Raw genomic sequence first — 26433 nt, 5'->3', positions numbered from 1 at the left:
GGTGGACGGGCGCGGCGCCGGGAGAGAACTCCATCTGTTCAAGAGGCCGTTGACACGTCTCTTCCGGCCGTTCGGGTGCCCGGAGACGGCGTACAGAGTTCACCGCATGGAGTGACGTGGTGATGCGAGACGGCTTCATGTAGAAGGTTGAACTTGTACGGGTCGGGGTCGCTCTTGTACGAGTCGCGGGCCGTGACGTGGATGAGGTGCGTGGCGTTGGGCAGTTAACTTGATGCGCACGTCAGCACGTTGAGGTGTGAGGCGTATGGGAACCAGCCGTCAGACGAAGCAGCGGACCCAGGGCGACGAACGGCCGGGCGTCTGGGTCGCCTACGGAAGACTGGTCAAGCTCTTCCGAGAACGGGCGGGACTGACGCAGGAAACATTCGCCGAGGTGGTGGGCTACTCGGTCGAACAGGTCGGCTCGATCGAACAGGGCCGCAGACCGGCGAAGCCGGTGTTCACGAAGGCAGCGGAGACGAGGCTGTCCGCACACGGGACGCTGGAGGCGTTGCAGAAGGACGTGGACCTGGCGCGACTGCCGACGTTCTTCCAGAACTTCGCGTCGATCGAATCGGACGCGGTCAGTTTCTTCTGGTATGGCGGCTACGTCGTCCCGGGGCTGCTCCAGACTGAGGAGTATGCGCGGGCCCTGCTCACAGCCCACTTTCCGCCGCTGGACACCGGCACCATCGACGAATGGCTCGCGGCTCGAATGGACCGACAAAACATCTTGAACCGCGAAAAGCCGCCTTTTGTGGCATCCTTCCTGATCGAGGAAGCAGTCCTCCACAGGCCAGTGGGTGGACCAGAGGCCATGAAGCGGCAGCTTCACCAACTGCTGAAACGCGCCGAAACCCGCAACGTCCAGATCCAGATCATGCCAACCGCCTTCGGATCCCACTCCGGGCTCAACGGGTCCATGGTGCTCGTGGAGACGCCAGAACACCGGAACGTGGCGTACATCGAATCACAGGACATCGGAGTGGTGATCTCCGAACCTGACGACGTCAGCAAGTTCTGGCTGCGCTATGGAATGCTCCGGTCGCAGGCTCTCAACATGGAGGAGTCTGCACGTCTCATCGAGCGCACCATAGGGGAGCTATGAACAACAACCAGTCGGACAAGCGCGCTCCAGTCCTGGCCTGGTTCAAGAGCAGCTACAGCGGTACCGGTGGCGGGGAGTGCGTGGAAGTGGCACTCGCACCGGGGTCGGTACACGTCCGCGACTCCAAGAGTTCGCCGGGACCGATACTGCGAGTAGCAGCCGAGAGTTGGGGCTCGTTCGTGTACTTCGCAAGCGGGCGGGAAGACGTAACCCTCTGATTCCCCCAAGTCGCTGTCCTGCCAGCGCATAGCGCCGGCAGGACAGCCGACGACCCAGAGATGACACCGGCACTGACAGTGAATCGGCTTCCCCGCCAGTTGCTACTTGTGCGATTGACAGGAACTACATACCGAGGAGGTCCACTTCCTCGTGATATCTCGTCTTGTTGTTTTAGGGTCAGCACCTGGCAACGCTCCAACTATGACATAAGCTTGATCATCGGCTACGGCCGCATATCCGGCGGTAGTTGCGGGAGAAGCGTGCCGCATCAATTTCTGCGTAAGCAGTAGATCCTTTCCTGAAGCCCGATAAACTGCAGTGCCATATCTATGTCGCAGTTGATGATATCTCATTCGAATGCCAAGCTTCGATGCGGCAATCGCTATTGACCGCGACACTTTTTCGGCACGCACACCAGCCCACAATGGACCTTCAACCGAGAGGTTCAATTCCTTAAAGACTACAGGCGGGACAGGCACAACATCCGTTCGCCCACCTTTTCCCATCACGCGAAGAAAAACGTCTCCGTTTTCAAGTATCGTCACATCTTTTCGATCAATCTTGGCAGTCTCGTGAGCACGCAAACCACAGAAGGCACCAAGCAGCACCCACGCTCTCTGAACACCCCGCGCTGAAGCGGACAGCTTCTTGAGGTCTTGTTCCGCTATAGGGTTAGGCGTGGAACGCGGCGCAGGAGGCTTCCTTATCCCTTTCACCAAATCAACCCCCAACCATCTACCGAACGACTTCAGGTGATTGAGATAAGTTCGACGCGACCAAGGAAGGAGGGGCCTCGCAGCCAAGTACGACCCAACGTGCTCCACACGCAAGCCCGCCGGCTCCACACCAGCAGCCCGGGCAATAGCTCGAACGCATCGAACTCTGGCATTTATGGTGTTCTGCGAGTAACCGTCAGCACGCTGGGACGCCGCATAACTATCAAGGGTCATATGCAAAAAATGATCACCCTACAAGATCGTTAAACGATTCGTCAGGAATCTGTCAAATTTTGAACGATTATTATCTTGATTGATCGCACTCCCTTGACGTTTTTACCAATGTAGGACGTTTAACTATCGACACAAGCGGGGCGATCCCCGGAAGTATTCGCCATCATCGAGCGAGACGTGAAACCTGTGCGGCTGACAAATAATCGGACGATGTACAGTCGCTATTGGTGGCAGTACGCCGAGAAGCGGCCAGCGATGCTGAAGGCTATTCACGACTTGGAACGTGTCCTGGTGGTATCGCTTGTGAGCCGAACGGTAATGCCGACTCTTGTTCCCAGCAGGCAGGTTCTGTCTCACAAGTTGGGCGTCTTCACCCTGCCCGACAACGCGAATCTCGCCCTCATGTCGAGTTCATTGCACTCAAGTTGGGCATGGCGCAACTCATCAACGATGAAGGCGGATCTTAATTACTCGTCGTCTGATGTTTATGAGACGTTGCCTCAGCCTGTGGCAACGGAACAAATGGAGAGAGTCGGAACCGCGCTCAATGAGTTGAGGGGCGGGATTATGGCCGATCGGCAACTGGGATTGACGAAGCTATACAACATGATCAACGATCGAACTGTTGTGGATAGCGATATTTCCTCCCTCCGGGGTGTCCACCGAGAGATTGATGCAGTCGTGACCGAGGCGTACGGGTGGTCTGATTTGACTCTCGGGCATGGTTTTTATTCAACCCGACAGGGCACAAGGTTTACAGTTTCGCCTCGCGTGCAGACCGAGATTCTGGACCGTCTCCTTGAGCTTAATCACACACAAAAGAATGCCGAGAGTGCGCATTGCCTGATCAGCGTCGGTAGTCAAACTCTGCTACCCGGCAGGTCAACCGGCGACAAAGATGGAAATTCCGGGCCCGCGCGGATGGACGCGCTTTTTTGATCCGTGAAATCAAAACAGTGAATCCAAGGCGACGGAATCGGTATTCATGTTTGATTTATTGGGCGATCCTCCGAGAGTGGATGCATTTCGACGCATTGATGACCTCGTCCTTGATGCGTGAATCCCATTGACTGCCTCCATTCTGTACTGAGCATGGTTCAGTTCCAGGAGACGGTCTAGAATTTCAGTCTGCACGGAAGGTGCAACCGTGAATCTTGCGCCCTGTCGGGTTGAATAAAAACCATGCCCGAGAGTCAAATCAGACCACCCGTACGCCTCGGTCACGACTGCATCAATCTCTCGGTGGACACCGCGGAGGGAGGAAATATCGCTATCCACAACAGTTCGATCGTTGATCATGTTGTATAGCTTCGTCAATCCCAGTTGCCGATCGGCCATAATCCCGCCCCTCAACTCATTGAGCGCGGTTCCGACTCTCTCCATTTGTTCCGTTGCCACAGGCTGAGGCAACGTCTCATAAACATCAGACGGCGTGTAGCGAAGATCGCCTTTTAGGCTTGACGCCCGGGTGACGGCCCACGTGTAGTGGACCCCGCTACTAAGAAAGGCCAGGTGGTGCAGTCGACCGGTAGAAAAAACAACTGTCTGTTCGCTCATCACCTGGGCTGTGGATGTAAGAACTGGAAGTCCTGTTTTACTCACGCGTGCTACCACCAGGACACGGTCGATCCCGGCGATGCTTGCGTACAACCTCGGCGCGCGCTCGGCGTATTGCCACCACCGTTCGCGCCTGGCGGTTCGCTTGTTCTTGGCTCGTTCAGGTTTCACGTCTCGCTCGATGATGGCGAATACTTCCGGGTACTCGCGGGCTTGCTCCTCAGTCCAGTCGTGGAAGTTGATCACCTGACGGCTTGCGGAGCAGTCTGGCCGGGAGTTCAGGTCTTCTCCGTTGAGGTAAGGGAAGATCACATCCCGGTTGCGCGGGTCGCTCTCGATGAGCTCCTCGGCCTGCTCCCAGGTGAGAACGAATCCTTTGCCGAGCACGTTCGAACCCTGGAACGACTGCCCCGCCCTGGACGCCAAACGATGCGGACGACCGGACACCCGCGACTCTGGATACAGGGACGAGGTGATACCTCGAACCTCCAAGCCATCAAGGATCCTCACAGCGCCAGCGTCAAGAGGACGAGCCGTGGTCCACACCGCGCAATACTCCAACACGGCAGACCTCGAAGGCCACTTCTCGCTCTTTACAGCCCGGCGAATCTGAAACTTGCCGTCCATGAGCTGATCAAGGGCGACTTCACGGGTGTCACCCTGGGCCAGGGTATTCGTCGCGATTAGTCCAGTTTGCCCGGATTCACCCAGCAAACTGTGCGCTCTTAGCTCAAAGTAGGCCACAAGATCGGCGCTACCCCGTTTACCGCCCGCAAGGTAGTCCACCAGGTACTCCCGATACGCCTCCCCCATCGCGCCCGTTAGCTTCTGTCCTCCAAGGAACGGCGGGTTGCCAATGATCGCGTCAAACCCACTGCGTCCCGAGAACACCTCGGGGAATTCCAACGGCCAATGCACTGGACGCCGTTCCAGGCCACCGTCAGGTAGTTCGCTGCGCAGCCATTCATTCGCCGACGCTCGTGCGGCACACACCGACTCTGCATCGTCAGCTACCCCTGCGGCGACAATGCCACCGACGATGCTGGCCGCCGTGGGGAACAGGTCTCGCAAGCGGGTACCACCCTGCTCGTCGTACCAGTGCACACGGCCGGAGGCACACGTGGCAAGCCCCGCCGCGACGATCAAGTCGCCGACAAGCCGAAGCCGTGCTGCGTGAAGGTTGACCTGTGCCAAGCGCTCACGCTTGTCGAGCAGCGCAGGCAGATCAATGCCCTTGATCGCAGTGATGGCGAGCCGTTCGCGAGTTAGCTGGTCCACCCGCGTGCGAGCGCCCTCGACCCATCCGAAAATGTCGTCGTGGCCTGTCGGCTTCAGATGGATGGACTCAAGTTGCTGCATGTTGGCTACCCCCAGCAGCGAGTCCCCCGCCACCAAGCGGTCGTCCAGGAAGGTGAACGGGCGGGTCGGGTCCATCGAGACCAGCCAGAGCGAGAGTTTCGCCATCTCGACGGCCATGGGGTTGATGTCCACGCCGTACAGGCAGTGCTCGATGACCTGGCGGCGCGCTTCGACAACGACCTGGTCCGACTCGGCGTCGACCGCCGTGATCGCGTCGCCTCGCCGGCCCGCCCGGTAGCGCAGTGCCTCCGGGCGGCCGTCGTTCTCCCATGCCTCGATCAGGCTGTTGGCAAGGTAGCGGCAGGCCGCCACCAGGAAGGCCGCGGAGCCCATCGCGATGTCCGCGACCTTGAGTTCCAGGATCTGATGGGGCTTCTTGAGGACCCACTGCGTGCGGTCCGCCGTCTGCAGCGGGCCCGGTTCGTACACCAGGGGCTCCAGCGCGTGGTGGACGACCTCCTCCGCCAGGCGCCGGGGTGTGTAGTGCGTGCCGGTGTTCTTGCGGAGCGGGGACTCGGTGACGTACAGGGCTCCGGGCCTGATCACGACCGGCAGGCCGCGCAGGTCACGCCTGATGATGCCGAAGAACGGCAGCAGGCGCTGCGTCAACTCCCTTTCCTTGCACGCCGCGTCGATCAGGCGTTCCGCCTCTGTGCGCTGCTCGCCCGTGAGGGGTGCCAGGAGCCGTTCGATCTTCGCCGGTGTGCCGATGCCCGGCTTGGGCTCCTTGTACGCGTCGACGATCTTCTTCGCCAACGTCTTGATGTTCTGGCTGCCCGCTGCCAGGGCTTCCAGCTCGCGCAGCTCGACCTCGTGCTCGCGGCCCGTCGGTCCGATCAGGCCGACGACGGTGTCGACCGCGCGCTCGCCGTCGTACGAGAGGAGACCCTCGTATACGTAGCCGATCTCTTCGACGCCGAGGGTGCGGAAGCTGAGGGTGCGGATCTCGCGGTTCTTTCCCGTGCCGACCTGGACCTCTTGTACGGCCTGGAGCATGTGGAGGACCGTGCGGTCGTCGATGGGGAGGAGCGGGTTGGTGGACTCCAGCCAGGCGTATTTCCGTGGGTCGAACAGTGAGCCGTCGTACGCGGGGAGGTTCAGCTCCGGGTGGTTCACACCGCCGTGTACGGCGTGGAAGAGCGCGATCAGCCTGTGCCAGGCCGCGGTGGTGTGTTCAAGGGATGCCTCGCCCTCGGCGTCGGCCCGGGCCTTGAGTTCGGCGCGGAGGAAACGGGCCGAGTAGGAGCGGGCGTAGACCTCGTTGTCCGCCGGCAACAGACCGTGTTCCTCGGCGAAGAGCAGGAAGACGACGCGCATCATGACGGCGACCGCGCCCCGGTAGACGTCGTCGGCCGCGATGTCCTCCCGGTACAGGCCCGGCGCGCCGTTCTCCATCGCGCGGGCGTCCGCCCGGCTTATGGCGTCGACGAGGAGCTCAACCGCCTGGCGGACCTGCACACCGAGTGCGTCCGTGACTTCCTCGCCCGCTTCCAGGCTGCGCTTCAGGAGCCCGACGAGGGTGTCCTTCTCCTCGTACTGGAAGAAGCGGGATCTGCGCAGCATCGAGATCCAGGCGCGCACGACGTTGCGTTCCGCCGCTTCGTTCCAGCCGATGGAGTCGAGGACCGCGGTGGTGGTCACCCCGCCGACCGGGGCCCAGACCAGGCACCACCAACGGCCGTCGGTGGCAAGGCCGAGGGGGATGCCGTGGTGGCGGCAGAGGCGGGCCAGGCGGTCGGCGGGGGTGGCCGACCAGGTGCCGCCCGTACTCCCGGCCATACTTCCGGCCGTGCTCCCCGCCGCGCTTCCTCGCGTACTCCCGGCCGTACCGTTGCCGCTTCGCGTGCCGCCGCCCGCGCCGTCGTCGCGCGCGGTGGGGACGGTACCCGCGGGCAGGATCATGCCGAGGAGGGGTACCCGCTTGGCCGCCGCCGCCGTGTCGGGTTCGGCGGCGGGGTCGCTGCCGGGCTCACGTAGAGCGAAGTCGGCCCTGAGCCGCGCGTTGTGTTCGGGGACGTGGATCGTGAAGCGGTCCAGGAGCGGATCGTCGTCATCCCCTTGGCGCAGCGTGAGCGCGTCGCCCCACTCCAGCAGGTCGCGCAGGATATGCGCGATCCATTCGTCGCGACCCGCCCTGGGATCGGTCTGCCAGTCGGCGTGCCGGCCGCGCAGAGCCTCGCGCTGGGACTTCTCGATGGCGTCGAGCTGGGGCCAGGTCCCGCGCAGTACGGGCAGGGTGAGGAAGGGGCCGGTGACCTCGGTGAGGTCGAGCCATTCCTGGTGCTGGGCCCGGCCGTCGAGGGCCTTGGCCCTGGCGGCGGCAAGGCCGCGGGCGGCGGAGTCGGGGCGGCGGCTCATCGGCGGGCTTCCTTGGTGGGGATGACGAAGACGACGGCTACGGGGAAGAGGTGCGAGCCGGGCTCACGGTAACGGCCGGCGATGGCGGCGAGCTCACGGGTGCGTTCCGCGTCGAGGCTGTCGAGGCGGAGCTTCCAGCGCTTGCGGTCTTCCTGGTACTGGTGCTGTTCGGTGGCGGTGACCTCGCGGTCGCCGAAGAGGGCCATCTGGTCGCCGACGCTGTCGCCCTCCTCCTTGAGCTTGGCGCGCAGAGTGGCCTCGAAGCGGTCGAGCGTGGCGTTGATCCGGCGTTCTTCCTCGTCCCTGCGTTCCTGAAGGCGCCTTTCCAGGCTCGCGCGCAGTTCGCGGGCGCGGGCGGAGAGAGAGTCGTACAGCGGCTTGCCGAGCCGGGGCCAGGCTTCGGAGAGGCCGTCGCGCAGATGCGGCGCGGCCGGTGTGCCGGTGGTGAGCGCGTGGGCGAGGGTGGCGCCCTGGGAACGTACCGACTCCCAGCGGCGGAAGCGTCCGGTGTCGCCGAACCAGCCGCCCGCGTACAGGATTTCCTCGTGCAGCCGGGTACCGTCCGTGCCGGTGAGGACATAGCGGGCGTACGCGCTGACGAGAGTGGTCTCGACGGCGGGATCGTCGGTGACCACCGCGGTGACGCGGTGCAGGCCGACGCTGTCGGCGTTCCATACGGCCGCCGTGAGCAGCCGGGTGGAGAGCGCGACGAGCGGGTGCTTGAGGTGGGCGAGTACGACGTCGTCACGGCCCTCGGCGGCGACCTTCGCGTCGAAGGTGACCGGGCGCAGTTCGGCGGGGCGCAGCTTGTGGGCGAGGCCGCGGGTCGCCCGTTCCCAGGTGCCGGTGAGCGGCGGGACGGTGAACAGGTCGCCGTCGATGTCCTGGGCGAGGTCGTGGCAGGGGCTGAGCGGCTGCTGGTGGTCAAGGGCGAGGGCCGTGTCGACGACGCGTTTGATGGTGGCGGGGTTGAGGCCGAGGGTGGTGACGGACTCGTCGTACTGTTCGGCGAGTCGTCTGGCCTGGGCGGTGATGTTCTGGTCGGCGGCGACGTTTCCGCCGGTGCTGCGGCCGGCGATGAGCCGGGGTCTGGCGTTCTCGATGTCGACGGGGGTCGGGTCGCCGGCCATTCTGCGCTGTACGGCGTCGGCGATGACCGCGTTGACGGAGCCGAGGTCCTCCTCCATTTTCGCGACCTTCTTGGCGACTCGGGAGAGGAATTCCAGGTCGGCCTCGTACGAACCGACGTCCGCCTGTTCCCAGCCCGTGCCGACGAAGTGGAAGATCTCCGGGTTCTTCCGCTGCCCCCAGCGGTCAATGCGCCCGATGCGCTGTTCGAGCTTGTTGGGGTTGAAGGGGATGTCGTAGTTGACCAGACGGTGGCAGTGGTTCTGCAGGTCGATACCCTCGCTGGCCGCGTCGGTGGCGATGAGGATCCGTACCCTGCCCTCGTCGCCGTCGGGGGCGGCCTGGAAGCCCAGGCGGATCTGTTCGCGTTCGGGAGTGGCGAGAGCGCCGTGGAGTTGGGCGACCCGGCCTCCGTCGGTCATCTCCTCCTGGCGCAACAGGTCGACCAGCCACTTCTGGGTGTCCCGGTACTCGGTGAACACCACGACCCGTTCGTTCTGCCAGTGCTGGTCGTCGGTGCGGCAGACGGCCTTGAGATAGGTGATCAGCTCTGCCGCCTTGGAGTCGGCGGTGGCCTCGTGAGTGAGCGCCCAGCGCTCCATCTCGCGCAGTAGGCGCAGTTCCTCGCCGTCCTCCTCCGGGGTGAGCCGGGTGGACCGGGTCAGTGCGTCGTCCTCGGCGTCGGCGAGGGACTCGTCGTCGAGTTCGGCGGCGAGTTCGGGGAACTCGGCCAGCCAGTCGGGGATGTCGGCCGCTGCCGCGCGGGGCCGGCCGGCGGTGTTGTCCAGGTGGGAGAGGTAGATCCGTACGGTACGCAGGAAGGCGGCCGGGGAGGAGAAGAGCCGCTTCTTGAGCAGCAGGGTGACCAGGTCGGCAGCACGGCGTCCGCCGCGTGCCTTGTTCGTCATGCGCTTCTTGCGGAGGGCGGCGAACTCGGAGAGGAGGGTATGGATCTCGCGTTCGCGGTCGGTGTAGTCGACCGGGAGCTGTTGTGTCGTGCGGGTGCGGAAGCGGTCCGTACCGTCGGGATTCTTGACCGTGCTCTTCAGCCGTCTGACGACCGTCTCCTTGGCGGCCTCCCGGACTGCCTTGTCGTCCGGGTTCATCCCCCGCATGAACTTCTGGTTGTCGATGATCTCCAGCAGGGCGGTGTACGACTCGGGGTAGCCGTTGTGCGGGGTGGCCGAGAGGAACAGCCGGTGCTCGAAGTGCGGGGCGAGCCATCGGATCAGCTTCGTCTGCTGGGAGTCGACGGCGTAGACCTGCTTGGGCGCGGCCGGTGCCACGTGGTGGGCTTCGTCGAGGACGAGGAGATCGAAGAAGCGGCGCGGTCCGTCGGCTTCTTTGATTTCACTGTCGCGTCCCGGCACCGCCTCGTCCGTACGCTCGCCGGACGGGATGATCTCGCCGAGCAGGCGCTGTGCCTTCTGACCGCGCAGCCAGGGGAGGGAGACGATGGTCAGAGGGTGCACACGGAAGGGGTTCGCGGCGGTGCCGTGGGTGCGGCGCAGCCGGGCGCAGTGCTCGGAGTCGACGATGGTGAAGTCAAGGCCGAACTTCTCGGCCATCTCGTCGCGCCACTTCAGTGTCAGTCCGGCGGGGCAGACGACCATGACGCGGCGGGCCCGGCCGCGCAGCAGCAGTTCCTGGATGACAAGCCCGGCTTCGACGGTCTTGCCGAGGCCGACGTCGTCGGCGAGGAGGAGGTTCACACGCGGAGCCCCGACGGCCCGGGAGACGGGTTCGAGCTGGTACGGCTCGATCGCGACGCCCGAGCGGAACGGAGCCTGGAGCGTCTTGGCGTCGGCGGAGGCGACCGCCGACCAGCGGACCGCGTCGAGGAACGCGGCGAGGCGGGACGGTGTGTCGTACTGGCCGGTGGAGGCGTCGGGGAGCGATCCGGCGGGGAGCACACGGCGGCCCGGTTCGACCTCCCAGATGACGGAGAGGGTGTCACCGAAGCGACCGTCCGCGACTGACTGGAGATGGACGAGGGTCGCGGTGGCGGCGGCAGCGGATACGGGAGCGGCTTCGGACGGTGGTCCGCCGGGCTCCACCCGGGCGACCACCCAGCTCTGGCCGCGTACCTCGACCAGCTCGTTCTCCTTGGGGAGCCGTGCGTCCGGGGCCGGCGCCGAGGCCGGGGTGGCTGCACGGTGAGCGGCCTGCGTCATCGCTGGATCGCCTTCTCTCGGTCCTGGCGGGGCGTGCGGGTGGTCTGCGCTGTCTCAGGGGCGAGCACTGGGGCAGCGTAACAAAGAGAGCCGATCGTGAACACAGTTCACAATCAATGTGCAGGATCCGTGGGTACCGCCCGCGAGATACGGGCGAGCCGTCCCAGGAGCGCGTCCACGCGCTCGTTGCGGTCACCGTCGTCCGGAAGGTGACGCATCAGGTCGTGGCGCAAGTCCCGCAGCTCCCGCTGTGCGGCCGGCCGGTCTCCCATGCGGGCCCTGATGGCGGCGATCTCATAGCGCATATCGAGCACGGCCGGGTCGGACGGGCCGACGGCGCTCCGCTGGGCGGGAAGGAGGGCCTGGTAGGCGTTGAGCGCCTCCTGCGTCCGACCGAGTTCGGCCAGGCATCTGGCAAACCCGGCACGGCAGGCCAGGATGTCCTTGTCGCGGGCCTCAGGAACGGCTTCCACCAGTGCCTGCCGGAGCCCCCGATAGCCGGACATCGCCACGACGTAGATCTCCGCGCCCATCAGGAATTCGAAGAGTCTGAGCCAGTCGGCCGCGGGCACGACCCAGTCCAGCGGCCGGCTCAGACCGTGAAGCTGCTCTTTCACCAGGGCCAATGCCCCTTGGACGTCCTGTGTGTCGAGCACCTTCCGGAGCCGCGCCCGCACCACATCGGACGCGTCGTCACCGGCCGCGGTCCGGCCCGGCGCGCTCGCCCGGTCCGCCCGGCCGCCCGGCAGCCGTAGGGTCGCGGGGTCCGTACGGCGCTCGGGAGTACCGGTCCTCGCCGGCCGCTCAGCGGGCGAACGAACCGTCCAGCGACGGGCCGTTTCTCGTACTTCCGCCGCGCCGGGCCGGTCCTGGGGCTTCTTCGCGAGCAATCGCATCACCAGACCGGCGAGGTCCGCGGGAAGATCTGCACGGTGTTCCCCGAGCGGCCGGGGCGTCTCGTACACGTGCTTGTACATCAGAGCGTGCGGGGTTGGCGCCGCGAACAGCGCCACCCCGGCGAGGAGTTCGTACAGCACACAGCCGACCGCGTACAGGTCGCTGCTTTCGGTCGCGGGGCCGCCGTCCGCCTGCTCGGGCGAGATGAACCCGGGGGTGCCGGGGATTCCGTCGGTCGTGGTGAGCCTGGGTTCGTCGGGGCGAGGTTCGAGCGCGGCGGCGATGCCGAAGTCGAGGACCTTGACCTTTCCGGACGGGGTGAGCATCAGGTTCGAGGGCTTGAGGTCACGGTGCACCACACCGACGCCATGGGCCCGTACCAGTACGCCGGCGGTCTGCTCGGCGACAGCCGCCGCGCGGGGTACGGCGAACGGTCCGCCGTCCTTGAGCAGCGTCGCGAGCGTGTCTCCGCGGACCAGTTCCATGACCAGATACAGCCGGCCGTCCTCGAGCCGGCCGATGTCGTGGACGACAGGGACACCTGAGTGCCGAATCCGCGCCGTGTACCGGGCCTCGCGGCGGAACCGTTCCTCGATCGCGGAAAGGGAGCTGCTCTGGCCCCGGGGAGCGAGGAACTTGACCGCGACCGACCGTTCGAGCCGCCCGTCGCGCGCCGCCCAGACCTCGCCCATGCCGCCCCGGCCCAGTAGGTGTTCGAGCGTGTACCGCCCCAGGATCCGTTGATTCACGTACTGATTCACGCTCTGTCCCCCACTGTCTCGGCGCCCCGCCCCGCATGCCCCGCTCATCCTCTCACTCTCTGCGTGTCCCACTCGTCACACCGGGTAGGGCCCCAGTGGCATGACGAACGGCCGCCGGGGGTCCTCGGGCCCGAACCGCCGCAGCGTGTCGGCGCCCGGTGCGGAGACCGGCAGGAACGGCCCGAGAGCCGCGTAGACCTCGGCGGCCGAGGCAGGACGGTCGTCGCGGTCCTTGGCAAGCAGGGTGTGCACCAACTCCTGAAGGCCGTCGGGCACGGTGACACCGGAGTCGGCGAGCACGGGCGGCGGCTCCGTGAGATGCGCGCGCACAAGAGCGGCCGGGCCGGCGGCCGGGAAGGGCGGCGCACCGGTCAGCATGTGGTGGAGCAGACAACCCACGCTGTACAGGTCGCTGCGGCCGTCCAGATCCCGACTGCCGCCGATCAACTCCGGTGACGCGTAGAGCAGGTTACCGGCGCGCATCCCGGTGGCGGTCAGCCGGGGGCCCGGGTCCGAGACCAACTTGACCAGACCGAAGTCGAGGATCTTCACGACTCCGTCCCGGCGCACCATGACGTTCTCGGGCTTCAGATCACGGTGTACCAGATCGGCGGCGTGGGCGGCGGCCAGCCCGGAGCAGAGCTGGGCGCCGGCCGCGGCGGCCGCGTCCGGATCGAGGCGGTCCCGCTCGTCGAGGACGGTGGCGAGTGTCGCTCCGTCGACGAGCTGCATCACCAGCCAGAAGACATCACCGGAGATGTCCGCGTCGTGGACTGTGGCGATGTTGGTGTGATCGAGCGCCGCGGCGGCCTTCGCCTCCCGCTGGAAACGAGCTTGGGCCTGCTCACGTTCCACCGCCTCGACAAGCAGTTCGGAGACGACTGTCTTCACCGCCACCTTTCGCTCCAGGTGCTCGTCGCGCCCCTGCCACACCTGGCCCATCGCCCCTCGACCGAGCGGCTGTTCGAGGCGGTATCGATGGCCCAGCAGGGCTCCTGCCCGGATGTCTCCCCGAGGGGCACCGTAGATGGCGTTCATGGCGTCCGTGGCGTTCCTTCCTCGCCGATGAGTCCGTCCGGGAGTCCAGAAGTACGACTTCCTTGACGGGCCTCGTGGTTGAGCGGCTGGTCAGTACAGTGATCGGATCACACGGCGGGCACGGAGCGCGAGGGGTTGGGATGGCGACGCTGGGAATGCACCGGGACTTCCTGCTGGAGTTCGCGGCGTTGGAGAAGCCGGTACAGAAGCGGGTCCACGAGGCGTTCGAGAAATTCGCCTCCGCCACCCACAGCGGGTTGCACCTGGAGAAACTCACACACCAGCGGGATCCGAGACTGCGCACCATCAGGATCAACAACTTCTGGCGGGGCGTCGTCCTCAAGTCCGAGCGGGGTGACAGCTTCCTCCTGCTGAAGGTCCTGCCGCACGACAAGGCGAACGCCTGGGCGTCCAAACACCGTGCGTCGGTCAACGAGGCCACCCAAGGCATCGAGATCCGCAACGATGTCGCCCTGGAGCGCGCGACGGCCAGTTTGCGGGCCGTGGCCGCCGATGAGCCGAGCCGCCTGTTCACCGTGGCCTCGTACCCGGACAAGATCCTGCGCAGTCTCGGTGTGGACACGGAGATCCTGCCGATCATCCGGCTGATCCCCGACGAGCGGCACCTGGAGGCGCTGCACAAGGTCCTGCCGGAGCAGCAGTACGACGTGCTGCTCGGGCTCGCGACCGGCATGGAACCGGAGGAGATCGACCGCGAACTCGTTCAGGCGTACGCCCAGACCGCCGCCGAGACCCCTGATACGTCCGACGACGACGGGCTGGCCGGCGCGATGGCACGCTCGCGCGGCCGGGTCACGCTGGTGTCCGGGCCCGACGAGCTCATGGAGATCCTCCGGCGGCCCTTCGACGCGTGGCGGATCTTCCTCCATCCGAGTCAGCATCGGGTGGCCTACCGGGGCTCGTACGCCGGACCCGCACGGGTCAGCGGTGGCCCGGGGACGGGCAAGACCGTGGTCGCGCTCCACCGCGCGTACCACCTGGCCCGGCGGCTCCCGGCGGACGCGCCCAACGGCTCGATCCTGCTCACCACGTACACCAAAGATCTCGCGGCCGAGCTGGAACGCTGTCTGGAGCTGCTGGTCACGGACCGCACCGTACGGGCCAAGGTGCGGGTGGTCCATGTCGACGCGCTGGCCAACCAGACCCTGCGGACGGCGAACGGCGGGAAGCCGCTGAAACTGCTCGTCGACCAGCGGGAGATCACCGCGCGCTGGACGCGGATCATCGATCGGCTGGGGCTGGACTTCACCGATGTCTTCCTCGACCAGGAGTGGCGGCAGGTGGTGCTGGCGCAGGCCATCCGCACCCCCGAGGCATACCTCAAGGCGGTCAGAGCAGGCCGTGGCACGCGGCTCGCGCCGCTGAAACGGGCCCGGTTGTGGCGCGCTGTGGCGGAGTTCGAGAAACAGCTCACCGAGAACGGTGAGTTCACGTTTCTGCAGGTGTGCTCGGAGGCGGCACGCGTGCTCGACGAGCGGGCCGGGGAGAGCGGTGGGGAGGGAACGGGGGCAGGCGGGCGCCCGTTCCGGCATGTGGTGGTCGACGAGGCGCAGGATCTCCACCCCGCCCAGTGGCGGTTCCTGCGTGCGCTCGTCCCTCCCGGACCCGACGATCTCTTCCTCGCCGGCGACACGCATCAGCGCATTTACGGCAACAAGGTCTCGCTCCGCTCCATCGGCGTCCAGGTGGTCGGACGCTCGTACCGGCTCCGTATCAACTACCGCACCACCCGGGAGATTCTGGCCTGGGCGGCGTCCTTGCTGACCGGCGAGGAGCCGGACGACATGGACGGCGGGGACGAGACCCTGTCCGGCTACCGCTCGACGCTGCGGGGCGCACGCCCCGAAACGCTCGGCTGCGACGGCAGGACGGAGGAGATCGGCGCGCTGGTGACGCGCGCCGGGGAGTGGATCTCCGCCGGCGTCGAACCGGAGGACATCGGCGTCGCCGTCCGCTACGCCCAGTTCGGGCGCGAACTGGCGGGGGCCCTGGAGCGGGACGGGATCGCCGCCTACGTCCTGGGGTCGGGCGCGCCGGGACCGGGACCGGGTGTTCGGGTCGGCACGATGCATCGGATGAAAGGCCTGGAATTCCGCTGTGTGGCGGTAGCCGGTGTGAGTGACGGTACGGTGCCGATGCCCGCGGCCATCACTCCCGCGGCCGTCGATGCCCAGCGACATCAGGAAGACCTCGAGAGCGAACTGAGCCTGCTGTTCGTCGCCTGTACCCGGGCGCGCGAAGCGCTCCACGTGTCCTGGCACGGAGAGCCAAGCCGATTCCTGCTCCCTGCCGTCGGCCCTCGCCGGGGACACCCGGTCATGAACGCGTAAACATCCCCTCGCACACTGTGAACAAAGTCAACGGTCGTAGTAGCCTGACGTGACCCGCCAGTTAACTCGACCCCGGAGATCTTGATGACGTCAGCTCGCGCTGTACCGGTGACCCTCGCGGAGATCGCGCGGATCGCGGGAGTGGGCAGAGCGGCGGTCAGCAACTGGCGGCGGCGGCACAGCTCCTTCCCCGCACCCGTCGGCGGCACCGAGGCGAGCCCCCAGTTCGCGCTGGCCGATGTCGAGACCTGGCTGCGTGCGCAGAACAAGATCAAGGAGACCGGGGGCCGCGAATGGCTCTGGCCCCAGTTCGAGGCGTTGCGCGGCAGGGACGAGACAGGCCTCGCGATCGCGGCGGCCGGGCACCGGATGAGCCGCGGCGCAGCGGGCTCCGGCCGCCCGGTGCCGTTCAATCTGTCGGCCGACGCGGAGAAGCTGGTACGCAAGGCGGTGGAGCTGGGCCGTCGTGAAGGCGCGGCGGACACCTATGCCTTCCTGCTGCGACGCTGGCTCGACGTGAACGTACGGCAGATCAGTGCGACACCCGAACCACTGGCCGCCCTCATGGCAGGCATCGCCGTCCGGGCACGTGGCACGGCCGTGACCGGAAGGCCGACGACCGTACTCGACCCGGCCTGCGGCGCGGGCCATCTCCTGGCCGCCGCGGCGATGTCGGAGGGCCTCGGTCCCGCCACGCTCAGCGGGTGCGAGAAGGACTCCACGCTCGCCGCGCTGGCCGCCGCGCGGCTGGAGGTGGCGAGTACCGCCTCCGGCGGACCCGGGCACGGCGATGTACGGCAGGGAGACTCGCTGCGGGCCGATCCGTTCGCCTCCGCACGGGCCGACATCGTCCTGTGCAACCCGCCCTTCAACGAACGGGACTGGGGGTACGAGGAACTCGCCACCGACCCGCGCTGGACCTATGGTCTGCCACCGCGTACGGAGCCCGAACTCGCCTGGGTGCAGCACATCGCCGCCAGGCTCGCCCCCGGGGGAACGGCTGTGGTGCTGCTGCCTCCGGCGGTGGCCTCCCGCAAGGCCGGGCGCCGGATCCGGGGCGGGCTGCTGCGCAACGGACTGCTGCGCGCGGTGATCGCACTGCCGGCCGGCTGTGCCCAGCCGCACAGCGTCTCGCTCCAGCTGTGGGTGCTGCGCGCCCCGGATGTCACGGGGACGGCGGGTTCCTACCCAGGGACGGGGAACCTCCTCCTGATCGACGCGGCGGGCCCGGAGCGTGAGACTCTCCGGGATTCCGGCGTCGACTGGCCCGCACTGACCGCGTACATCACGGACGCGCTCGACAACGGTGCGAAGGGGGCCGGCGGCGCCGTCGCCGTACCCGCCATCGAGCTTCTGGACGACCAGGTCGACCTCACACCGGCGCGGCATGTTCCCAGAGCCCCCGGTCAGGACGCACCGGGACTCCGCGATTCATGGATCCGGTTCGGTGAACTGGCCGATGGCGTGCGGGACATCGGGCGGAAACTGGCCGGGCTCACGCTCGTCTCCGACGAGACGGGGAAACAGCGCACGACGACGGTCGGTGAACTCATCCGCGCCGGAGCACTCACCCTGCGGACCGGACAGCAGCCCACCGTACAACCGGCCCCGGCAAGTGACCTGTTCCCCGGCACCGGTGTCCCCGTGCTCACTGTGCCCGATGTGCTGTACGACGGCCGGCCCGGCGGATGGCTCCCCGCCGAGGCGGCGGACGCTCCATCGGCGGTGCTGGCCGAACCGGGCGATGTCGTGGTGGTGGGAGTGAGCAGAGGCTTCTCGGCCTGGGTGCACCAGGGCCCGCCGATGCTGCTCGGCCCGCAGCTGCACGCCCTGCGGGCCGCTCCGGAGCGGCTCGACCCCTGGTTTCTCGCGGGGTGTCTGCGCGCACCCTCGAACGGCCGTCAGGCGGGGACACACGCGTCGAGCACGTCCCGGGTGGACGTTCGCAAACTCCAGGTACTGCAAATGCCGTTGGGGGAACAACAGCGGCACAGCGAAGCGTTCCGTCATCTGGCCGACTTCGAGTCGCTGCTGAACCGGCTGGACATCCTCGGGAAGGAGATCGTGCACGATCTCAGTGACGGGCTCGTGGCGGGCCGGCTCACGGGACGGTGAGCGCGTGGAAGCCGCGCGGTTTCGGGACTACGCGCCGGGCTCGCGCAGGACGTCCTCGATGGCCGCCGTGATCCCGGGGTCGGTGCACACCTCCAGTGAGTCGGCTCCCACCTCCTGAATCACCCTCCGCACTCGTGTCGCTCGTCGCGGATCGGAGAGTTGCCCGAGGAGCGAGCGGGCCTCCGCCAGCGCCGCCGCGGCCGGCTCGATCTCTCCGAAGACCAGGCCGCATTCGGCCGCACGCAGCCGCAGCACCGCGTACTCCGTCCGGTCCTCGTCCGATGTACGGCGCTTCACGTCCTCGGCGAGCCGTTCGTAGAGCGGGGCCGCCTCCGCGCAGTCCCCGAGGAGCCGCAGTCCTTCTGCCGCCAGCTCCCACACCCGGCGGACCAGAGGACGCCGGGCTCCCCACTCCTCCCGTACCCGTGGCGCGAGTTCGGCGAGGCGGCGTACCGCCTCACCCGGCGCACCCACGGCCAGTTCGGACTCCGCCTGTTCGCATGTCTTCTTCGTCGCCGACTCGCTCAGCCATTCGTCCTGCACGGGGCCGCCGGGATGCCTGAGGGGGGCGGTGGAGGGCGGGTTCTCCGGCGGGACACGCAGCGGAAGCGTGGGATCCGGGTGCAGGCGGGGCTGCGGCGCCGGGTCGCCGAGAACGGGCTGGAACGGACGGAGTTCGGCGAGTACCTGATGGATACCGGGGCGTCGGCCGGGGTCCTTGGCGAGCATACGCAGGAGAAGGTCGTCAAGTTCAGGGGGAATACCGGCGGCGTGACAGCTGGGCGGCAGGGGTTCCTCGAAACGGTGCTTGGCCGCCAGCACGTCCGGGTCCGCGGCGAGAAACGGGCCGCGGCCGGTGAGCATTTCGTACATGACGCAGCCCAGGCCGTACGAGTCCGTGCGGGTGGTGAGTTCCTTCCCCACGATCTGTTCGGGGGCCTGGTACCCGAGGGTTCCGATGCTGGTGCCCTCTTTGGTGTACCGTGGCGCCGCCGAATGGAGAGACCGCGCGATTCCGAAGTCCAGCAGCATCGCTCCGCCTTCCCAGGGCAGCATGATGTTCTCGGGTTTGACATCCCGGTGCACGACCGACCGGTCGTGCGCGCAGGCGAGGGCCTCGGCCACCTGTACGGCCACGGCAACGGCGGGCCCGAGGGGGAGTTGCCGACCCCCCTCCAAGAAGTCGTGCAGCGACTGGCCCTCGACCAGGCGCATCACCAGGTAGTCCATCCCCCGGTGCACACCCTGGCAGTAGATCTCCGGAATGTTGGGGTGCTTCAACCAGCGCTGAACATCCCCCTCGTTCTTGAACCGGCCTCGCAGCGTCCCCTCTTCCGCCACCCGTTCCCGCGTGTCGAGTCGGCGCAGATTCTCCTGGTCGAAGCGGACCAGTTTCACCGCCACGAATCCGCCGTCGAGCAGATCCTCGGCTCGCCAGAGATGGCCCATACCGCCGCTGGCGATCGGCGCCACGAGCTTGTAGCGGTCGCGGATGACTTCCCCGTCGCGCACTTCCGAATCCCGCATGTCCGCCTCTCCACGCTGTTCCAGCGGCCGGCGCCATCACCGGCTGCCGCACCGGCAGCATAGCGTGAATCGATCACCACCTCTTATCTTCATGGACTATGTTCACAGACATGTGCCATGCTGGGGTGCGCCCCGGTCATCCGAGGCGTATCCGGAAAAGCACGGCCCTGTCCGCCATGCCCTATCCCCCGGGGGTGGAAATGCCCAATCCGCCGACAACTCCCCGCACTCCGCACGACCCGCGCTGGCTCATCAGGGTGAGCAGCACCGTCACCCGGCCGTCCCCGCGCCACTGCCCCGCCGCCGTACACGCGGCCGTACGCCCGCTCGTTCCGGCGATCCCGTCCACTTCCTTCCGAGCCAATCCACGCGAGGAGTTCGGAATGGGGCCCTTCATGGCGGCCCTGGATGCCATGGAACACCAGAAATGGCCTCTGGAGAGGACGATCGAGCAACTCTCCCTCACCCGGGGAACTTTCGGACGCCGGGGAAAGGCGCCCGCGGATCCGGCACTGTTGCGCTGGACAGCCGAGGCCGTGGAGCGCTTTGTCCTCGCCCGTGCCGAGGAGCAACGGGCCGCAAGGGCCGCCGGACTGCCCGGGACCGAGCCCGAGCGGCTGGAGTGGATGGCCCGTACCCCCATCTCCGGCATGCCCGACGGGCGTGGAGCACGGCAGTACGAGCACACGGCGTGGGGCCGCCGGTACGCGTCGGCGGACGGAACGCTGCGCGATCTGTGGCTGCCGTCCTTCGGCCGGGCCAGGCACGAAAGACCGAAGGCCGAAAAAGGCGCGCTGGCACACGTACTGGCAAACGGCGAGGCATGCCGGCGCCCCCGGTACGGAAAGCCGTATCCCGAGGCTCCGGGCGGGTCCGGACTGCCTGACCGGGTACGGGTGTTCGGGTTCGGGTGCGCGGACGGGGTCGCGGCACCGCTGCTGGACTGGGGCCGCGAGGAGGTACGGACGCACTTCACCACGTACGCCGCGCCGGCCTTCCACCGGGCCGCCACGGGAACAGCCACCGCGCCGGGACCCAGCTGCGTCTCCTGCAAGGTCATCGGAGACTGCGACGCCCTGCCCAGAACCCCCGGCCTGTGGGGCGGAACGCCCGTCGTACCACCGCGGCCCCGACGTTCCGTCTCCGCATGGGATCTGCGGGTCCATGGCGAGTGCCCCGCCAAATACCACCTCACACGCCGGCTCGGCCTGACCTCCTTGGCGTCCGAAGGCCCAGGGGCCGGGCGCGGGCGCGCCGTGGACGCCTGGCTGAACCAGGCCCACGCCACGCGACTACCGCGAGGCTGCCGCGATCTGCCGCCGCATCCGGATCGGGACACCTGGTCGGCCGACGGGCACCGGCTGGAAGGTGAGTCGGCGCGGGAGGCCGCGGGGATGCTCGACGAGCACCGCAGACTGTGCCCACTGGACAGGCTCGGAGAGACCGAGCAAGTCCTCACGCAGCATCAGGTGACGGGCTACGTGCCCGAGCTGGATGTCGTGGTACTCGCCGTCCCCGATCTGTTGTACACCCGCTCCGGCCACTGGATCTGGCGGGAGACCAAGACCTCCGCCCGCGCTCTGTGGGAAGGCAGGCCGCTCATGCGTCAGTACCCGCAACTGGCCCTGGGAGTGCTCCTGCTGGCGGCCGGCGCGGTGGGGGGTGATCCCGCACGCACCCGGGTGGAGTTCGAGTTGCTGAACGCGACGGACGCCGCCCTGGAATCCATCGATCCCGGCAGACCCGAGGTGGTGGAGGAGGCGCGTGAAGTGATCGCCGATCTGGCGCAGCCGCTGCTCCACGACACGGCATACGAGCCGCGGACCGGACGGCACTGTCACGACTGCGACGCGCGGCGATGGTGCCTGGCGGGCACGGACCATGTCGCCGCGAACGCGACGCACGAACCGATGTCCGAACCGACGGCCGCGCCCGCGGCGGCGACCGTCCCCGAGCCCGAGGGGACCGCACATGTCTGACGCACCGCCCGTCACCGACTGGCTCGCCAACCCCGATGTCCGTCTGCTGCGCAGTGTCGCCACAGCCGTCGTCCGGCTGGCCGATGTCTCCGGACTCGATTCGTTCACCCTTCCCTATCCCGCGGAGGCGCAGCAAGCTCTGGACCGCGTCGTACTGGCGTGTCTGCGCAATGGCGCCCGGCCACCGGCGAGCCTGCCGGATCTGCTGCGCTGGTGCCGGACGCGGGCCGTCGGTGGCTGGCCACTCGATCGACTGCCCCCCGATGTGTTCGGTGAGAACGACCGGCTGATCGACCCGGCCTCGGGTGCGCCGAGCCAGCTCTGTCACGAATGGGCCGTGCACGAGCGCGGCGACAGCGCCGCGCGGCAGTACGACCGGCTTGTCATCGGTGAGGCGATGCGCGCGTGCCGCGACGCTTCCTCACCCGAGTCGTACACCGCGTTCCGCCGGCTTCTGGTCGAGCGTCCCGTGCTGACCAGCGCCGACTGGTTCGACATCACCACCGATCTCTATCTGGATCCGGTGCGGGCGCTTCTCGACGAGATCTACGCCGCCGTGCCGGCCGGCCTCGTCCGCGACGGCGCGTACACCCCGTGTGCTCGCTGCCGCACCCTGCTCACACCCCTGGCCGACGGCGGCTGGTGGTGCGAGCGGGACCAGTGCAGGTACTACGGCGTCCCTGTCCCTGGCCGCCCCCTACCCGTCGACGAGGCAGGTGAGGTCCGCCAGCTCAGGCGACCGCTGCGGCAGTTCGTCACCGGCCCCGGGCGTGCCGAGACAGACCTCGAACGAACGCTGCGGCGTATGGACGTCACCGTCGAGATGTGGCCCGGCTACGACGCGTACGACCTGCGGATCACCTTCCCCGACGGCCATGTCTGGGCAGTCGACGTCAAGGACTGGGCTCATCCGGGGCTGCTGGGCAGCAAGGCGGAAGCCGTACGCCCCGATCCCTACTACGACGAGGCGTGCTGGGTGGTGCCGCGGTTCCGGGTGGAGGTACGCGGCGACTATCTGGCCGCGTACGAACGGGAGCGCGGCGACCGGGCGGCCGGCCTGCGGCTCATGACGGACAGTCAACTCACAGCCGCCGCAGCCGCCCGGCTGCGTGGCGAACGTGGCGCCACTGCCCGGATCGCGCCTCTTGACCACCCGCGGAAAGGAACTCCGGATGCGTGACCGAAGTGGCTGGTACAGCGACCTGGTCAAGGGGTTCCGCCCCTGGCCGCAGGAGCACGCCGGAACCAAGCCGGCTCTGCTGTGCCAGGTGGAGCTGGGTCTGCGGCTGCTGGAGACACTGGACCCCGGGCAGGCCGCCGACGGGGTGTGGGTGCTGCTCGGCGGCTACCCCTTCGCGCAGGCGGCGGGGATCGCAGCCGGCCCCGCCGAGGAGCTGGCGCTGGTGGCCGCACGCCATCTGCTGTGGCCGCTGCGGCGCCGCCGTATGTGGCAGCAGAGTCTCGACGCGTACCTGGAACTCCCGGAGCGCCTTCGTGGCTACCGGGTGCCGTTGGCCGGGGGGCCGGCCCGGCGTGTGGATCCACCCGTCGCCTCGTACCGTTTCGGCCTCTACGACAAACACCTGGGAAGAGTTCCCGACTTCAGTGAGAACCCGCTGCCCCGGGCCGGAGCCGGTTCCCACCGGTTCTTGGAACGCGGCCGGTACGCCTCCGTGTCCGTGCCGGAGGACCTGGTTCTCGAACCGGCCGTCGGCCATCCCCTCGTCGATGTGCGGACCGCGACCGCCGGGCCCCTCGATGTGCCGCTGACCGAACTGGCCGAGACCGCCGGCTGGATGGACGCGGAGGAGTCGCGCAAGGGGCTGCGCCCCGGAAATTGGTCGCGGCGCCTCGGGGACCTCCAGCTGGACACGCGCGCGTCCGACGGCATCGCCTTCGAGAAGGCCGATCGCCTCACTCTCCATGGGCTGACACATCTGGTGGGAATGGTCGGTGCCGGAAAGAGCACCTTGATGAGCCTGATCGCTGTCTGGGGCCATCGAAAGGGTCTGCGTACCACGCTCGTCGTCGGGGATGTCGCCGAGCAGCTGACCCTGACCGAAATCTTCCGCTCCCTCGGCCTGAGCGCCGCGCCGATCCAGGGGAACACCACTCGGGAGCAGCACACCCAGCGGCTGCACCGTCGGCTCTCGGCCCGGGGCGAGTCCTCTCTGCTGGCTCACCAGGACCGTGCGTTCGATCTGCTGAGCACCGCCTGTCCGCTGGACGCGGAACGCGGCCTCGAAGCCGCCGTGCCACTGCGATACGCGGACGCGCCGTGCGGCGGTCTGCACCCCGTACGGCAGGCTTCCGCGCAACCGCAGTCGCCGGTGCTCCAGGCCGGTCTCGCACTGCTGCGGGCCCGTGGCGCCGCGCCCGCCTCTCCGGACGACAGCCTCGGAGTGCCGGCGGCGGGCGCCGGGGACGAAGGACCCCAGGAACCGGTGCACGCCTGCCCGTTGTGGAGCGCCTGCCCCCGGCACTCGGTGGCGCGCGACCTTGTCGACGCGCTGATCTGGGTGGCGAATCCGGCGAGCCTCGTCCTGTCTCCGGTACCGCGGCAATTGAATGCCCAGCGTCTGCGGTATCTGGAACTCGCCTGTCTGCGGAGCGACATGATGATCGTGGACGAGGTCGACCGTGTGCAGATGACGCTGGATCGTATGTTCGCCCCGTCCGCCACTCTGGTCACCAAGGGGCCGGACTCCTGGTTGGACCGGCTCCAGACCGATGAGATCGCCGAGCTGGCTCGCCAGGGGAGACTCCCCCTCTCCGATCGCGATGTGGAGCGGTGGTCGGCCTCGCTCGATGTGGTCAGCGCGGCCACCAACCGGCTGTACGCGATGCTCATCAGCGACAAGAAGTTGCGCGACTGGGCCCAGATCGACTACTTCAGTGCCTGGACCCTTCAGGAGAAGCTGCTGCACGAGTGGTACCCGGCGCACCCCTCCGCCTCCGGTTCCGACTCCGCTGCGGAGGCACAGGTGGAGAACGAGTGGGAACTGTACGAGGACGACGAGGAGCTGGATCCGGCCTTCGGCCCACCGGTCGACGCCCGCGCCCGGCGCCGCCAGGAGGTGACCCGGCTGCTCGATGCCTTCCGTGACGATCCGCTCGGCGACCGCGGTCCGTACGGCACGGAAACGGACACACTGATCCGTCTCGCCCATGACCTGCTGCACACCCTGATCGAGAAGAACACCCGCAGACGGGTGCGTACGTTCCTCGACGCTCTGCTGACCGCCGAGCATGATCCATCGACGGATCCGGCGGACCAGGACGAGACAACCGAGCCCGATTCGGTCCGGGGGTCGGAAGCCTGGTTCGAGCGAGCGGCGTGGAGGCTGGAGTTCACACTGATCCTCGCGGTGCTGCATCAGCGGCTCGACCGACTCACCTTTCCCTGGCCCCAGGTCGAGGCGGCTCTCCATCTGGACACCGACGGCGGTGACCTCACCCGCCGTCCTCCGCTCGACTATGCGCCGCTGGTTCCCGAAGCCCCGATGGGCAATGTCCTGGGGTTCCAGTACCTTCCGGACGAGCAGTCCAACGCTCGTGACTCAGAAGGGCGTTGCATCGGGACTCTGCGCTTCTTCCGATGTGCGGGGGTCGGCCGCGAACTACTGCTGAACCTGCCCGATCTCGGTGCCGACCATGTGCGTGGGCACCGTGGCCCTCATGTCCTGCTGATGTCGGGCACCAGTTGGGCCGGCACCTCGACACGCGCCCATGTCCTGGCGCCTGTCCGAGCCGTCCTCAAACCCAACGAGCGGGCACTCCAAGCCATCCGGGGCACGAGCTTCCGCACCGAGTTCCTCTACGACAGTCAGGGCGGACCCATCAGGCTCTCCGGGCAGGATCCGGACACCCGGCCGGATGTACTGCGTCTGATGATCGACAAGTTGGCCAGGCCCGGCCGAGGCGGGGACACCAGCCCACTCCAGCGTGAACTCGCGCAGATCGGTGACGCGCGCCGCCGCCGGGCGCTGCTGCTCGTCGGGAGCTATCGCGAGGCCACGGCCGCTGCCGAGGCGCTACGCCACATCCCCCGATGGCAGGCCGGCGTCCGGGTTCTCGCCGCGGACGACGCCGAACTCGATCCAGTGGGTGACGTCAGCCTGACGGGCCACAACTCCGCCTACCCCGACGGTGCCCCGGCGGCCGGTGTCGTGCGACGCGGCGATCTCGCCTCGTTCGCCGAGGATCCGGACGCGGAGATCCTGGTGGCGCCATTGCTCGCGATCGAGCGCGGTCACAACATTCTCACCGTCCCGCAGCGGCCCAACGAGGAGCGGGTGGCCGCCTTCGGTACGGTCTTCTTCCTCGTCCGGCCTCATCCACGCCCCGACGACCTCTCTCTGGCCATCTTCGCGATCAATGACTGGGCCACCCGCTTCGTACGGGACCATCCCGGTCTCGCGCAGGGCACCTTCGGTGAAATGGTGGGCAAGGAGAGTCACCTCGACGCGGCCGGAAAGTCGTTCCGGACCGCCTCTCGCCGCGAGTGGCGGCATCTGCTGTCGCGGCAGTACATGTACTCCCGCCTCTCGGACGGCGAGAAGTGGTCGTTCGCCTGGGATCAGCTGGTCGCGATCTGGCAGGTCATCGGACGTCTGGTACGTGGCGGTGTGCCGGCGAGGGTCGTCTTCGTCGATGCCGCGTTCGCGCCCCTGCTCGCCGCTTCCGGAGCGCCGTTGCCGCTGACGGGCCGGGCCCATTCCTGGCTCAAGGACCCTGGGCTGCTGGTGCGGCTTCGGCAGGTGCTCGCGCCCTACTTCCGTGACGGTCATGGCATACCCGCCGCCGACGCCGCGCTGGTCCGGATGCTCTACCAACCTCTGTACGAGGCGCTGGACCGGCTCCATGTCGGCACCACCCCTTCCTGAACTGCCCGACCTGCGCACCTACGCCC

At 67.4% G+C, this 26433-nt stretch carries 13 protein-coding genes; 8 read left to right on the top strand and 5 right to left on the bottom strand.

Going from position 1 to position 26433, the window contains the following annotated elements:
- Window positions 1-265: 265 nt before the first annotated feature.
- The 3 genes from DVK44_RS30360 (at window position 266) to DVK44_RS36555 (ending at window position 3216) form a co-directional block, all read left to right on the top strand.
- Window positions 266-1108, top strand: a complete 843-nt coding sequence (locus tag DVK44_RS30360) for a helix-turn-helix domain-containing protein (protein ID WP_114663828.1) — start codon at window positions 266-268, stop codon at window positions 1106-1108.
- Window positions 1105-1326 carry a DUF397 domain-containing protein gene (locus DVK44_RS30355; RefSeq protein WP_114663827.1) on the top strand — a complete coding sequence of 74 codons (222 nt, stop codon included), beginning with the start codon at window positions 1105-1107 and terminating at the stop codon, window positions 1324-1326. The genes DVK44_RS30360 and DVK44_RS30355 overlap by 4 nt, the downstream gene beginning before the upstream one ends.
- A gap of 1161 nt (window positions 1327-2487) precedes the next feature.
- On the top strand, window positions 2488-3216 hold the full coding sequence (locus tag DVK44_RS36555; RefSeq protein ID WP_162794124.1) for a type IIL restriction-modification enzyme MmeI: 729 nt from the start codon (window positions 2488-2490) through the stop codon (window positions 3214-3216).
- A 9-nt stretch (window positions 3217-3225) separates the two neighbouring features.
- Here DVK44_RS36555 and DVK44_RS30345 read toward each other — a convergent pair whose 3' ends face one another.
- The 4 genes from DVK44_RS30345 to DVK44_RS30330 all read right to left on the bottom strand — a co-directional run bounded on the left by DVK44_RS30345 (window position 3226) and on the right by DVK44_RS30330 (window position 13549).
- A complete protein-coding gene (locus tag DVK44_RS30345; RefSeq protein WP_181957564.1) occupies window positions 3226-7551 on the bottom strand; it encodes an Eco57I restriction-modification methylase domain-containing protein in 4326 nt (1441 codons plus the stop codon).
- Window positions 7548-10853, bottom strand: coding sequence for a DISARM system SNF2-like helicase DrmD (gene drmD, locus DVK44_RS30340; protein ID WP_114663825.1), 3306 nt, complete (start codon window positions 10851-10853; stop codon window positions 7548-7550). Before drmD ends, DVK44_RS30345 begins: the two co-directional genes overlap by 4 nt.
- Window positions 10854-10966: 113 nt before the next feature.
- On the bottom strand, window positions 10967-12511 hold the full coding sequence (locus DVK44_RS30335; protein WP_162794122.1) for a serine/threonine-protein kinase: 1545 nt from the start codon (window positions 12509-12511) through the stop codon (window positions 10967-10969).
- Window positions 12512-12586: 75 nt separating this feature from the next.
- The gene (locus DVK44_RS30330; protein WP_114663823.1) at window positions 12587-13549 is read right to left on the bottom strand and encodes a serine/threonine-protein kinase; all 963 of its coding nucleotides are present in this window, start codon (window positions 13547-13549) and stop codon (window positions 12587-12589) included.
- Between the two features lie 140 nt (window positions 13550-13689).
- On the opposite strand from DVK44_RS30330, the gene DVK44_RS30325 reads away from it, so the two are divergent.
- Together DVK44_RS30325 and DVK44_RS30320 are read left to right on the top strand one after the other, a co-directional pair.
- A complete protein-coding gene (locus DVK44_RS30325) occupies window positions 13690-15900 on the top strand; it encodes a UvrD-helicase domain-containing protein (RefSeq protein WP_114663822.1) in 2211 nt (736 codons plus the stop codon).
- A gap of 84 nt (window positions 15901-15984) precedes the next feature.
- A complete protein-coding gene (locus DVK44_RS30320; RefSeq protein ID WP_114663821.1) occupies window positions 15985-18015 on the top strand; it encodes an N-6 DNA methylase in 2031 nt (676 codons plus the stop codon).
- A 27-nt stretch (window positions 18016-18042) separates the two neighbouring features.
- On the opposite strand, the gene DVK44_RS30315 is transcribed toward DVK44_RS30320, so the two are convergent.
- Window positions 18043-19542 (bottom strand): serine/threonine-protein kinase, encoded by a 1500-nt coding sequence (locus tag DVK44_RS30315; RefSeq protein WP_114663820.1) that lies wholly within the window; start codon window positions 19540-19542, stop codon window positions 18043-18045.
- A gap of 383 nt (window positions 19543-19925) precedes the next feature.
- Between DVK44_RS30315 and DVK44_RS30310 the strand changes: the two genes are divergently transcribed.
- The 3 genes from DVK44_RS30310 to DVK44_RS30300 are packed head-to-tail and all read left to right on the top strand — an operon-like array spanning window position 19926 to window position 26407.
- Window positions 19926-21521, top strand: coding sequence for a PD-(D/E)XK nuclease family protein (locus tag DVK44_RS30310; protein ID WP_228447433.1), 1596 nt, complete (start codon window positions 19926-19928; stop codon window positions 21519-21521).
- A complete protein-coding gene (locus tag DVK44_RS30305) occupies window positions 21514-22701 on the top strand; it encodes a pPIWI_RE_Y domain-containing protein (protein WP_114663819.1) in 1188 nt (395 codons plus the stop codon). The genes DVK44_RS30310 and DVK44_RS30305 overlap by 8 nt, the downstream gene beginning before the upstream one ends.
- The gene (locus DVK44_RS30300) at window positions 22694-26407 is read left to right on the top strand and encodes a pPIWI_RE_Z domain-containing protein (RefSeq protein WP_114663818.1); all 3714 of its coding nucleotides are present in this window, start codon (window positions 22694-22696) and stop codon (window positions 26405-26407) included. Before DVK44_RS30305 ends, DVK44_RS30300 begins: the two co-directional genes overlap by 8 nt.
- Window positions 26408-26433: the final 26 nt, after the last annotated feature.

Source organism: Streptomyces paludis, from assembly GCF_003344965.1.
GTDB lineage: Bacteria > Actinomycetota > Actinomycetes > Streptomycetales > Streptomycetaceae > Streptomyces > Streptomyces paludis.
This window is presented reverse-complemented; position numbering and strand designations above follow the sequence as displayed.